The sequence below is a fragment of the uncultured Stenotrophomonas sp. genome (assembly GCF_913778665.1).
Lineage (GTDB): Bacteria > Pseudomonadota > Gammaproteobacteria > Xanthomonadales > Xanthomonadaceae > Stenotrophomonas.
Window position 1 is genome coordinate 100,606 of sequence record NZ_CAJYVQ010000011.1, and the last position, 12,617, is coordinate 113,222.

The 12,617-nt window shown below is 58.5% G+C and carries 11 protein-coding genes; 1 reads left to right on the forward strand and 10 read right to left on the reverse strand.

What is annotated here, in order from left to right; genetic code table 11:
• Nucleotides 1-708: a LysR substrate-binding domain-containing protein gene (locus QZ853_RS15685; protein ID WP_295576273.1), complete on the forward strand. Its 708-nt coding sequence runs from the start codon at nt 1-3 to the stop codon at nt 706-708.
• A 241-nt stretch (nt 709-949) separates the two neighbouring features.
• Here QZ853_RS15685 and QZ853_RS15690 read toward each other — a convergent pair whose 3' ends face one another.
• The 10 genes from QZ853_RS15690 to QZ853_RS15735 all read right to left on the reverse strand — a co-directional run bounded on the left by QZ853_RS15690 (nt 950) and on the right by QZ853_RS15735 (nt 12,530).
• Nucleotides 950-1,399: a hypothetical protein gene (locus tag QZ853_RS15690; protein WP_295575106.1), complete on the reverse strand. Its 450-nt coding sequence runs from the start codon at nt 1,397-1,399 to the stop codon at nt 950-952.
• A 374-nt stretch (nt 1,400-1,773) separates the two neighbouring features.
• Nucleotides 1,774-2,250, reverse strand: a complete 477-nt coding sequence (locus QZ853_RS15695) for a hypothetical protein (protein WP_295575108.1) — start codon at nt 2,248-2,250, stop codon at nt 1,774-1,776.
• Between the two features lie 399 nt (nt 2,251-2,649).
• On the reverse strand, nt 2,650-3,078 hold the full coding sequence (locus tag QZ853_RS15700) for a hypothetical protein (protein ID WP_295575110.1): 429 nt from the start codon (nt 3,076-3,078) through the stop codon (nt 2,650-2,652).
• 578 nt (nt 3,079-3,656) lie between these two features.
• On the reverse strand, nt 3,657-4,031 hold the full coding sequence (locus QZ853_RS15705; RefSeq protein ID WP_295575112.1) for a hypothetical protein: 375 nt from the start codon (nt 4,029-4,031) through the stop codon (nt 3,657-3,659).
• 812 nt (nt 4,032-4,843) lie between these two features.
• Nucleotides 4,844-5,311 (reverse strand): hypothetical protein, encoded by a 468-nt coding sequence (locus QZ853_RS15710; RefSeq protein ID WP_295575116.1) that lies wholly within the window; start codon nt 5,309-5,311, stop codon nt 4,844-4,846.
• Nucleotides 5,312-5,435: 124 nt separating this feature from the next.
• Complete coding sequence (locus QZ853_RS15715) at nt 5,436-5,885, reverse strand: hypothetical protein (RefSeq protein ID WP_295575119.1); 450 nt, start codon at nt 5,883-5,885, stop codon at nt 5,436-5,438.
• Between the two features lie 20 nt (nt 5,886-5,905).
• On the reverse strand, nt 5,906-6,793 hold the full coding sequence (locus tag QZ853_RS15720; protein WP_295575122.1) for an RHS repeat-associated core domain-containing protein: 888 nt from the start codon (nt 6,791-6,793) through the stop codon (nt 5,906-5,908).
• A gap of 19 nt (nt 6,794-6,812) precedes the next feature.
• Nucleotides 6,813-7,181, reverse strand: coding sequence for a hypothetical protein (locus QZ853_RS15725; protein WP_295575125.1), 369 nt, complete (start codon nt 7,179-7,181; stop codon nt 6,813-6,815).
• 10 nt (nt 7,182-7,191) lie between these two features.
• Nucleotides 7,192-9,390, reverse strand: coding sequence for an RHS repeat-associated core domain-containing protein (locus tag QZ853_RS15730; RefSeq protein WP_295575128.1), 2,199 nt, complete (start codon nt 9,388-9,390; stop codon nt 7,192-7,194).
• Entirely contained in the window at nt 9,390-12,530 is a 3,141-nt protein-coding gene (locus QZ853_RS15735; RefSeq protein ID WP_295575131.1) for a DUF6531 domain-containing protein, read from the reverse strand. Before QZ853_RS15735 ends, QZ853_RS15730 begins: the two co-directional genes overlap by 1 nt.
• Nucleotides 12,531-12,617 lie beyond the last annotated feature (87 nt).

Below are 12,617 nucleotides of genomic sequence, written 5' to 3' on the forward strand. Positions count from 1 at the left end.
ATGAACTCTTCGCGGATTGCTTCACGCCTGCTGCTGGAGCCGCATATGGGCGAGTTCCTGGCGCGCTACCCCAAGCTGCGGCTCGAGCTGATCATGGATGACGGGTTTTCCAATCTGGTGGCCAATGGGCTGGAAGCCGGTATCCGGCTCGGCGAGAGCCTGGATGAGCACATGGTGGCCGTCCCCATCACCCCGCCCCTGGAGATGGCGATTGTCGGCTCGCCCGCCTACTTCGAGCGGCACGGCGTGCCGCAGAGCCCTGCCGACCTGATCCGGCACAACTGCCTGGCCTATCGGTTCACGTCCAGCGGCACCATCGACCACTGGACCTTCGCGCCGCCCGACGGTGAGGGACGAAAGCTGGTGTTCGAACCCCAGGGCAATGCCGTGTTCAACGACGACGACAGCATGCTGCGGGCGGCACTTCAGGGCGTGGGTCTGGTTCGCCACATTGATCTGTGTGTTCGCGAGCACCTCGACAGCGGCGCGCTTGTGCGTGTCCTGGCGCCGTGGTGCCGGCCTTTCCCGGGTTTCTTCCTGTACGTGCCGTCACGTGCGCAGATGCCGGCGAATATCCGTGCGTTGATGGACATCCTGGTTGAGCGCCGCGAGCTGCTGGCCGCTCCCCGGCAGCAGCGTGTTGCCATCGAGGATCGTCGCGTGAGGAAGAGGCATGGAAGCCGTCGCGGATCGGTTCAGGGCGATTGAGGAATGTGCGGCGGCAGGTCTGCCGCCTCTGCCATTCCCTACAGCGTGTTGTCGGGAATGGCGAGTTGGAGCGATACGTCGGTCCGTGGGTGCGTCGGGAGGGTTGAGTTTCTCGGTTCGCTGCGCCAGCCGGCGAAGCATTTCGTCGAACCGGATTCAGTGCAAAGACGTGTTCGCCCGGCGTTGTAGATAGGGGTGAATTGAATTTGGCTCCGGGCCCTGTTGTGTCCGGGTGCTTCGTTCAGAGCGAGGCCTGACGAACCTTGGGCCTCACGGCAGCACCAAGACAGAACGCCAACGACGAGATCGCGCCAAAAATTGCCCCCGACAGCGCGCCCTTCATGGCTGAGTTCCATGCGATCCACCTGGCCAATGATTGGTCGTGCATCTGTGGCCAGTAGTTGGCATGGAAGTTGAAGGCGGCCATCGTGATCGCCCCAATTGTCAGCCCGATGATACAAAGCGGGATCGGCGCTAGTCGCCCCTTTGACCGCAGCCAAAGAGCAATCGGCAGGCCGATGAGAGTCGATGCAGCAATGGAGAAAAGAAATACAGCTACTGTAGCGGGAAATATCGGAATCAGAAGACGCTCGGGCGAGGCCCAGAGAATTGAGGCGCCCAGAGTGATTGGCGCCAATGCGCTTGCCAAGACGCCCCAAAGCAGCGGCCGCGAATGTTGTATCTGTTTCATGGCTTTATCTCCATCTTGCGTTGTCTTGCGTGTTGCTTGTGAATGTTCTGGCGGGGCGGTGGAGTGGGCGTTCTTCCATGAAGACTCGTCTGCTGTCTCGCTGCGCGTTGTCGCTGACTCGCCTTTGCCGTTCATTCCGCCGCGCTCACCCCTGGGAATGAAAGGTCCCAGGAGAAAAATGAGAACGGTCAAGCCAAGAATGGGTAATGGCGCAATGCCTCTACTTTACGCTGGCCAGGTCTTTCGGGGGCGGGTCAATTCTCCAGATCCAGAGTGCCCCATGGCCAGGACTGACGGCCGCAGCTCGCATTCGATCCCAGGTCGGCACATCAGCCTCCCTAGCCCGGCAAGCCAAAGCACGGCTTATCGGCGACCTACCGCTTATGACCAAGAGCCCTGTCGTTCATGAAATCAACAGGCTTGGCTCCAAGCCGAATGACTCGTCTCAGAACGCCCAGATAGCCATCCCCGAAGACAAGCGCAAAGATCGAGCCGGTGTAGAAGATCATGAGTGCCGCCGGGATTGGAATTGTCCGAATCACGCTTTCACATTCCCCATGAAAGCCGACCACTATGCCAATCGCCATGAGTTCAATAGCCGCCACCGATAGAAATGAAATCCTCACCAGCCGGAGAGAGGTCTGCAGCACTCCTCGAGTGAGGATCTTGAATTTCACGTATATGAGTAGCATTGCCAGCGACAGGAAAAGCGAGCCTGGAACTGTTGGTGAAAACCGTAGAACGGGGCATTCCATCTCAGCAATGGCGCGCACGAGACAGACAAGGATGGCTCCACAAGCCAGAGCCATGACGACTCTGAGCACATTGGCTGGGGTCAGTTGCTCTGGCATTGGCATTTATTAAAGTTCGCTCTGTAGTTAATTGCGGCCCCAGGCGGCCCAAGCGTCTTCCAAATTCCTCTCCTGGCGACTGAGTAGTGAATGCCGCGCCCAGGTGCACCGCTCAGAGGTGCCCAAGACCATGCAGCAAAGCTCAGGCTGCGCACGTACTCCTCGCGGTTGTGGGGCCGAGCCGCCGCAGCACCCACGCTCAAGAGGGCCAGGAAGCCTGCAGCCTGCAAAGCACCACCCCCACCCTGCTCTTCCTTCTTCGCGGCCTGTGCGCTGGAGGGCTCGATCAGAAGCAGTCGTCCGAGTCACAGATTGGCTATAAGGACGACCGCCATTAACAGGCTCTGTCAGACTCGCTGCGGGATCTTGGATGCCCCGCTTCTCATCCCTTACTCTGTGCTAATCAGGGATCAGCTGGCTACAGGCAATTCTAGGAATACTGTCCGCTTCGCCCGTTTTGAGTTCACGAACGACCACGCTCGGTTTACGGTAGCTCGTGCCCGCCATCGAGATCGCAAGCCCATGTCGCAGAACCAAAATTTCCGTATCTCCTGCCACAATGCGATATAAAGGAGCGAGACTGACCTTCTTGGCACTTCTCCAGCCCGCGGGATATTGCCGTGAGAGCATTGAGATCAATTCTCTCGATTTTCCCGAATCGGCAGTCGCGCAAATACACTTCGCTGGCATTGAGTCAAGCCTGTATACCTTGATGGACTCTGCCACTGGAAATTCCGGAAATTTCTCATTGCTCTCCGTAGAAGATGTGCATCCTGATGCGATCGCAATCGCGCCGACTGCCATCAACATGTAAACGATGGCTTTCATTTTCCCGCCCCCTCCTGGTCGCAGCACTTCCTTAGCTCTATTGTACGCGTCGTTCGAGCAAGTGCGGAAAATCACCCCTTCAATACCAGTGGCGTTGCACGCCCTTGTTTACCGAATCCTCTTCCAAGCATTGGCAGAACGATCCTCGCGTTATTCGCTTCTAATTATCGTTGATTACGGCTTTCTTCGCGCACTGACCAACGCAACCAATGCCAGCCCAGCTACGCTGAAGAAGATGATAGCTCGCCTCGGTATCGTTCTCTGATCGCGCTCAACCATCCCGGCGATGTACTCCGCTGAACGACCCAGCCTCTTGGCTTCAGAACCGTGTGCTCGTATGTCATTCATCAAGAACACTACTGTAAAGATTGCCACTGCTGCCAAGACAGCAACTGCAATCTGCCGCACCCACGGGCGAGGTACAAACATTCCTATGGCAGTAGAGGCTGCTGCCAGTGCAATGATCGCGATGGTTGCACTCATTAGCCGAATCACTCTCCACGTAGCGTTCAATGGTCGCTGCGCTTGCTGGCTCGCAGTCCAAATGTATTCCCTGTAGCTCCTGTATCATCGTTGGACTAAGGATCACTCTCGACAAGCGCTCCCAAATCAAATTTCCTGCTGTACGAGCTACGGCTGCTGATGGAGACTTCATCCGAGCGAAACTTGCGGCCATCGTCACATTCGGCCACAAAGTAGTAGGATTTCGGCTTCTGCCCGGCAACAACCATCATTGTTGTGGAGAAGTTAGCAGGGATGTCCCGTGTTGGCGACTGCTCACCGGTCTCGGCGGAAACCATGCCAAGTTGGCACGGCTCCCCCGGCTTATCTTCCAGCCCCGATCGCGGCACTGATCCAGACACCCGAATGATCATATCGCCGCCGAAGGCCGTGCAGCCCGTGACCATCAATGCGCCCATGAGAATTGGCACTCCCATCTTCATTTGCTGCACTCCCCCTTCGTTTGCTACAGGCAGTCGTTGGGTGCTTTTGAAAGCCCGGATCCGGGGGTGACAAACGCCCCCTCCTGTTCCGCGACAGCCTCGAGCTCCAGATATGCTAAACCTCATTAGGTGCCGATCGACCTCATCGCCGCCGTGTTGCCTGCTACTTCCCCAAGTTGATGTCCAGTCAGTCGTTTTGGTGCTTGCGCCCATATCTTCTGGGCCTGGTTTCAATGACCTTCACTGTTACATTTTTTGAATGAAGCGCCATGGCTGGAAGCCAGACGAACAAGATTCCTGCAGCCAAGGCTCCAGCCGCCCAAAACCAGCGCGCAGTCAACAGCCCTGCGAGTAGGAAAATTCCAATAGGTGCCGCGGCAATCTGCGTGTACAGGAAGAACAGCCCATACTTTACCTCTCCAAATTTCGATACAAGTTCGGTTCCGCAGCTTGAGCACTTCGTGCTTGTAACCCGTTCAAGCGAGCTAAATGCCCGGAAGCTCTGCCCTCGCGCTCCACAGCTCGGACAAGAAAACGTGAAAGCCGATCTTGGTTGCATATTTCCTCTCTAACAATCGCAGCCAGAGCCTCGATGAGCGCATGTTAGCGGTTCCCATCACGCCGTCCTTGGAGGTGGCGATTACATGCGCGGGCGGCGCTTTCGTAGCAGATACGTCGGCCTGCGGAGGCGTGCGGAGGGGTGATTAGCTCGGTGCCGCCGCCTCGCCGGGCGATGCATTTTGTTGAAATCCAGCCGCGGCGGGTCTTCCGGCTCGTTGATCAGCGGCAGGGCAAGGGTGGGTAGTACTAGGGAGTGAGGGTCATCTGTTACGAACCCAGTAGTAGATCTCTCGTTGTATGGGCAATACAACAACGCCTGCAGAAATTTCATTTCCTGCGTGTCGCATGGCGTTGCATGCGTAGAACTCGTGCGGCGCATCGCCTGATAGATCTTGCGGCCACCATGGCGCACTTTGTTTCGTTCGCCTGGAGTCTGGGAAACTCATACTTCTTGATCGAACGCAACTTCTGACAAAAAATTTTGAGTCTTCGCCAGCGTACGAGAACCTGATCCACATTTCGTTTGAATCTATACTGTGGACTTCAATGATATTGGCGGCAGAAGCTGGCATCTCCTCAGGTAGCCATCCCCTGGCAAACGCGCCATCTTCCTCCGCGTTAGAACGGGTTGCGTAGTGCGACGTGATAATTTCATTCGGCGCCACGCAGCCTGCGCAAAGAAGCGGCGCCGATGCGATCAACAAATTTGCGAATTTGCGGGTGGTCATGGGCGGCCGAATCCTCTGGGGCGCCCTGGAGCAGTCGGCTGGGCACAAATGACCATTAGCCAGGTTTTGTAGGCTGGGGTGAGTCGCATTCAGCTGCGGACCTTCTTTTGTGCTAGTGCTTCGTTCAGGGCGAGGCTTGGCGAACCTTAGGCTTCACGCCGGCACCAAAACAGAACGCCAAAGATGAGATCGCGCCAAAAATCGCCCCCCATAGCGCGCCCTTCATGGCTGAGTTCCATGCGATCCACCTGGCCAATGATTGGTCGTGCATCTGTGGCCAGTAGTTCGCATGGAAGTTGAAAGCAGCCATCGTGATGGCCCCAATTGCCACCCCAATGATGCAAAGCAGGAAGGGAGTTAGTCGCCCCTGTGATTGCAACCAAAGAGCAAGCGGTAGGCCGATAAAAGTCGATGCAGTAATTGAAATGAGAAACGCAATTAGCGCAGCTGGAAATATGGGAATGGAGCCCTGCTCGGATGATAGTGAGAGAATAATGGCCGCCATAATGGCAGGGGCCAATGCGCCTGCCAATACGCCCAGAATCATAGGGCGAGAATGCTGTAATTGTTTCATGTCTTTATCGTCATCGCGCGTTATGGATGGCAGCTGGGAGACGGGCACCAGTCATAGAAGATGCCGCCAGACCACCCCATGTACTTGTCCCATGTGGACCCACCAAAAACCTTCCCAGCGCCATTCTCTGCAAAGACTGAGTAATGGAAATTTGCAATCGCCTGACGGCTGAGCATTACCGGGGCGTTGGAGCTGGCGCCTGCGCTGTTCAGGGTGCTCGCATGCGCCTTGGCCAGTCCCACACGAATTGCCTCCATCTTCTTCTGCATATCAGCTTCAGCATCAGGGCATGACTTCTGCTTCGTCATTCCCATGATCGAACTCGCCAAGCGGGTATTGGTCACTCCAGACAAGAAGCCTTGGTTCAAGGCCACTTCTCTCGCCCGGCAAGCGTATGAGTCACCTCCTGCGCAAGCAGTCTGGAAGTAGACCCCATAGTTTCCGGCGTCAACGTAAATCTGTTCTGTTGGGGTTACCCAGCAGCCGCGCTGGTCACGCGCCAATCCGCTGCTGTCCGTGAAACTAATTGGGTTGCCTCCGACGTAGGCATAGCCATTAGCTCCGCCCGCCAGCCCAATCGGATCACTCTGCACATAGCGCCCAATGGTCGCGTCGTAGTCCCGGAATCCGTTGTACCACAGCCCACTCTCGGCATCGTAGTACTGCCCCGGGAAGCCGATGTTCAACCCTCCGATGTTGTCCTGCAGTACGCTTCTACCGCACGCGTAGCTGTATGCCTTCCATACCATCTGCTGGCTGTTGTTGGTCGCGTGCTCTGGCCACCCCAGATGATCGGTATACACATGCTCATGGCGAGCCTGGGTGAGGATCTGCCGACTCGGGACGCAATGAGTTAAGGTCACCAGAGTTGCGGCGCTTTCGGGCTGTAGTGCTGTGCGCCGGCGCATGTCGGCGTATCTCGAGCGGTCAGTCGTCCGATAGCTCCTGCGGGAGCCTGTCAATGCTGGATAGATAGAGAAGTGACGCACCGCGTACCGCATCCCATGATGGATGAAGAAGTTCCGTCCATGTCTCGCCGCGAGCACCCTTGTCTCCGAGAGCATCTGCGGCGTCAACTACATTGCCTATCAAGCGTCGTTGATGATCAGAAATCCCAGGCCAATCGATAAGTGGGCGACCTGAAAGAATCTCCTGCCGGAGTTCCCAGGCCATGCCAGGAAAATTTTCATACTCATCACGAATGCTGTCAGCTTGCTTCGCGACGGTACGCAGCGCATCCTCAAAGAAGCGCAGACAGAGTCTCATTGATTCATCTTTGGAGATGGTTTCATTCATGCTCATCACCTTAATATTTCGGGACTTCCTCTTCCTCGTCCATTCTAATTTGTAATGTTCTACTCTCCGATTCATTAAGCGAGGGCGAATAGGTCATCAAGAATATTAATGACAGTAGACGTGTTCCGCTTGCTATGGCTGGCAATGATGAGATCGCGGGCGTAGGGGGATGCGCCTGCGCAGCAGATATCGGAGCTCCCTTCAGGTCAAATCGACTCCAAGTGCCAGCGGGGGTCTTTGTCTTCCAGTAGCCTCTCGGAGCAGAAGGTGGGCCGCCGTTCTTGCCGTCAGGGACGTATCTACAGAATGTCTTTTCAGACCCCTTCCCTGCGCCGTAGAACGAGCCCGGCGGCTGGCCTGGGGCGGATGTCCAGGGGCCTCCTGGTACGTTAGAGGGGGGGGTCATCCCGGGCGAGTAGGCCTGAAGTCCAAGTTCGTCCCTGAGGGTTATGGGATTTCCTTCCGCATACGAGTAGGTGCCGACTCCCCCTTGGAGCCCAATCGGATCACTCTGCACATAGCGCCCAATGGTCGCGTCGTAGTCCCGGAATCCGTTGTACCACAGCCCACTCTCGGCATCGTAGTACTGCCCCGGGAAGCCGATGTTCAACCCTCCGATATTGTCCTGCAGTACGCTTCTGCCGTACGCGTAGTTGTACGCCTTCCATACCATCTGCTGGCTGTTGTTGGTCGCGTGCTCTGGTCGCCCCAGATGGTCGGTATGCACATGGCTTATCTGCCCGCTGCGCGCAATGCCCACCAGCTCCCCGTCAAACCACAGGTAGTTCGTCCACGCAGCCTGGGTCTGCTCGGCGAGCAGCTGGTTCTGCCCCTGGTAGAAATACAGGCTGGCACTCTGGCTGTTGCGCTTGCCTACCCGCTGTCCAAATGCATTGAGCAGGTACTGGGTCGACAGCCCTCCAATGTTGCTCTGCTCCATGCGATTGAATGGCCCATAGGTCCATGTCGACGTGCTGGCGCCGTCAGTCTCGCTGATGCGGTTTCCGAGGCCATCGAACTGGTAGCTGCGGCTTACGCCCGGGGCGGTGTACCCCTGAATTCGATTGCTCTGCGGATCGATGTTGTAGGTGGTGAGCTGATTGCCCGTCTGGTAGCTATTGTAGTTTCCGCCCGCATCGTAACCCAGCGTGTGGCTTGCGCCAGCGCGCTGAAGCTGGGTTAGCCGGCTAAGCGCGTCGTAGCCGAATATCTGGGTGCGATTGGCATCGACATCGTCACCGATGCGGGTGATCTCGTTGTCCGCGTTGTAGCTGTAGTTGGTGCGACTCACCGGGCTGGTGTCCGGTCGCCTTACTGCCATAGCCTCCAGGCGCCCGCTGGAATCCAGTGCGTAGGTTCGGGTAAGCCCATTGCCATGTGCAAGGCTCTTTCGGGTACCAATTGCCGTGTAGGTGGTATCAGCGATGACGGTGTGGGCTGTCGCCCCAATGGTGAGCTGGAGCGACTTTGCCTGCCCCAGTGAAGTATAGGAATAGCGGGCGACCGCACCATCGGGATAGGTCAGAGTCGAAAGCCGCCCCAAGGCATCGAACGCGTACGACGTGGTCTGTTCCGTCGTGGCGCCGCCCAGCGTGTTGCGATCCTTGCGGCTGGTCATTTGCCCTTCGGCGTTGTACGCGAAGCTGTTGCTCGCCCCTGGTGCACTGGAGGCGCACAGTCTTCCCTTCCCACCAATGCAGCTGTCGTAGCTGAATGTCTGCTGCTGCCCTTCTGCAGTAACGCTCGTCGCGCGGCCCAGGCCATCGTATCCGTAGCCAACTACGCTTCCATCATTCCGGACGGTGGCGATACGCAAGCCACTCGCATCGTACTGATGATCAGTGACACCCGTATCTGGGCTGTTCTGCTTCCACAGTTGGCCAAACCCGTCGTACTCGTAGGTAGTGGTCAAGCCTCGCGGGTCACTGACCCGCGTCAGTCGATCGCCGAGATCGTAGGAGAAATGGGTGGCCCCATTCGCAGCATCGATGGACTGAACCATGCGCCCCAGCGGGTCATAGCTCATCTTCGTCACCCGGTTCTGCGAATCGGTGATCTGCGTGACGCGCCCTTCCGCGTCGTAGCTGTAACGCACGTTCAAGCCGCTGGCGGAGGTCTCGGCAATCACCCTGCCGAGCTCGTCATACTCGTAATTGGTCGCAACCATGACGGTATTCATCGCCATGAGAGTCAATGTGATCAGTGACATCAGCGCGGCACCTCGCAGTCAAGGCCAGACGGGCCGGAACACCCACCCATGACGTTCTCGACGCCGATACTGACTGTCGGCCGCGGCCCCCACCCTGTCCCGCCCGTCGCCATCTGTGCCACATAGGTGTACACCCAGCTGCCGGTACCCCCGGGGTTCGGTGGCTCTACTTCAATGGTGAACGTTGCCACGCCTCCGGGCGGAATATTGCCGGGCAGTCCGCGCCTCTGGTCCAGCCGTTCCAGGCCCCAGGCCAGGTAGGTGTTGCCGTCCCAGATGACATTGCCGGTATTGCGCACCTGTGCCGTCAGCGTGCTGCCACCACCGCCCTGGATGAACTCCGGATTGGCATTGAAGGTGATGAACTTGGCACTGCGAACGATCGCCGGAACCGCGAAGCTGCCCGATCGATTGATCAGCAGATGCTGTTGGCCTGCGGGAGAAATTGCGTGGATGAAAATTGGCTTCCCGGCGTGGGCCTCGCGCACTGCCGTACTCAAAGGCAACCGGAATCGATACGCCGATCCCTGGGCCTGGCAGGCGTTGGCAATGCTGGCGTCACTGGCCAGATCTGCCCTGCCGGAGACCACGAAGGTGCCTGCCCCCGCAGGGCCTCCAACATAGGCATGTACATCGATGGAGCTGTTCACCCCCACCGAGCAGGCCCAGCCCTCGACATGGTAGTTCCAGCCGGCATCATTGCTGACGCCGCCGACATCGCCGATGACCGTTGCGGTGGGAATGGCGAAGGCGCCCGAGTTGCCGAGTGGCTTGTTGAACGCGGCACCCTGCGGTGAAAGCCCGTAGACGGTGACGGTCTTTCCGCCGAGCTGCTGGCGCTGGGCCAGCGAAATCGGCAACTGGAATCGATAGGCGCTTCCGTTGGCTTGGCAGGCTGCGGCGACACCGGCCTCACTGGCGAGGCCTGCCTGGGCTCCCCCCAGGAATGTGCCGCCATCGGCATAGCCATGCACGTCGATGGAGCTATTTGAGCCGGTGCTGCATGCCCAGCCCCGCAGGAACCAGTTCCAGCTTCCGTCGTGGGTCAGCTCATCGATCGCGCCCGTGATGGTGCTTCCCAGCGGATAGTCGGTATGGGCGATTTCCTTGTGGGTGACGTTCGAGGCGGCATCGTAGCTGTAGCGGGTCCAGGCGTAGGTGCCATCACCAAGTGGCTTTACTTCAGACTGCAAGCGGCGCGCAGCGTCGTACTGATAGCGCTCGATGACCCCGTCCGGCCGGGTCAGGCTGGCAACGTTGCCTGCGCCGTCGAATCCGTATGTGGTGGTTGCCCAGCCGCTGCCGACGCTGTCGCGTTGGCTCGTCACCCGGCCGCGCGCATCGTAGCTGTACTCCCTGGCCTCGCCATTGGCCTGTGTCACCCGCGTCGGCCTGCCCAGGCCGTTGTAGCCGCTGAATCCGGTGCTATGCCCCAGTGCATTGGTGATGCTGAGCAGGTCGCCCTGGGCGCTGAAGGTGGAGGTGACATCGTCCTGGGCCAAGGGGCCATCGACCTTCATCGATGCTTTCAGGCCATTGGCGTGGTAGGTGTAACTGTAGTTTGTGGTTCTGCTTTGATTGGCAACGCCCTTCGAGCTGAGGTTGCGTACGGTTATCGATGCGACATTGCCGCGCGGATCATAGGTGTACGACGTTTCCCGATCGCCTGCCACTGTCACTTTGGTTCGACGATTACGCGTGGTGTCCCATTCGAACGTCGTGGTGCGCTGGGCGGGAGTGCCCGTTGCCTCGGTCTGCTTCAGCAGATAGCCCTGCGGGCTGTAGTCGAAGTCGGTGAGGTTGTCGGCGAAGTCATGCACCAGATCGGGGTATCCGTTCGCGTCGTAGCTGCGCTCCTTGTAGCTGGCGGCGCAACGCGGGGATGCGGCCCCGGTCACCGACGTCTGCCGCCCATCCTCATAGGCATAGGTGGTTGTGCGCCCCAGGGGATTGGTCTCGATGGTCTTGATCTTGACTGGGCGCTGCTTGCTGTAGAGCGTTGCAGAGAGTGCGACATTGCCCGCCCCGGAGAGACCGGCGGACATCGCCAGCGGAACGCTGCCGCCTGGCAGTGATCGTGGCTGGTAGCACACGCCGCCTTCGCACCAGCCCCGCTCTTCTTCCGAGTACGGACCGCCCGGCCGGGTGGGCGACGGCGGAGGCAGAACGGGCTCCGTGCTTTCGACAACGTAGCTGAAGAGGTGGCGTTCAGCACCGCCGGCATGCTCGGAAAGGATCGCGCGCCTTTCTGCGTCGTAGGCAAAGGTGGAGTAGCGCACACCGTTGAACGATTTGCCGGTGAGGCCGCCCGGATAACGATTGTCTTCGTAGTGATAGGTGATGGTGGTCGTTGGCGCGCCTGGCAACGTGGTTGATGCCAGCCGCCCCCGCCCTGTGCCGAAGACATTCGGCGAATAGCTGTACTGATAGACGTTGCCCGCCGGGTCGGTCACTTGCGTTACCTGCCCGCCCGTCCAGGTGAACTTCACCTGGCGACCGGACGCATGAGTGACCGTCTGCAGGTACTTGCTGTTGTATGCAAAATCCCAGGCGACACCCTGCTCGTTGCGCAGCTGGATGATGTAGCCATCTGCGTTGTAACGTTCGGTACCGTTCTCATCGTTGTGCAGCGAGTAGCTGCCGTCCGTGTTCTTGATGATGTAGGCAATCGGCTGTGCCTTGTCTTCGTTCCATCGCCCGGTGGCTGGGTCCAGCAGGAACTTGATGCGGCGACCATCCGGTCGTTGATTCCAGGCGGTGAACTGGTCGGCAGAGAGCACGATCGAGTAGTCGAAACTGCTCAGCCAGTGATTGCCGAACAGCCCGGTGGCGCTCCAGTGATGGTTGTAGCTGCGCTGCAGATACAGGCCCATTTCGCCGCCACTGGCGAAATCGAGCTCATGCTCCACCTTGTTGCCGGTGTAAAGAATGACCGGATTGCCCTTCGCTTCTCCGCAGTCTCCGCTACGGTCGTCGGTCTCCTGCTCCTTGGCGGTTTGTGTGGGCTCTGAGCCGCCGCCACCGCCGCCAAAGTCGCCTAGAGAATCTCCGGGCCCGAGCCCTGGCTCAAACCAGAAGAAGGAGCCTGAGAACGGATCCCAGTGCCTCATTCGCGTTTCGACCTTATCCATGGTCTTCATGGCGGTCGCCGGAGGGCTGCTTACCAGGCCTCCGCAGAAACTGAGTGCGGGTAGGAAAAGTAGAACTCTGGAACGGGACTTACCTGT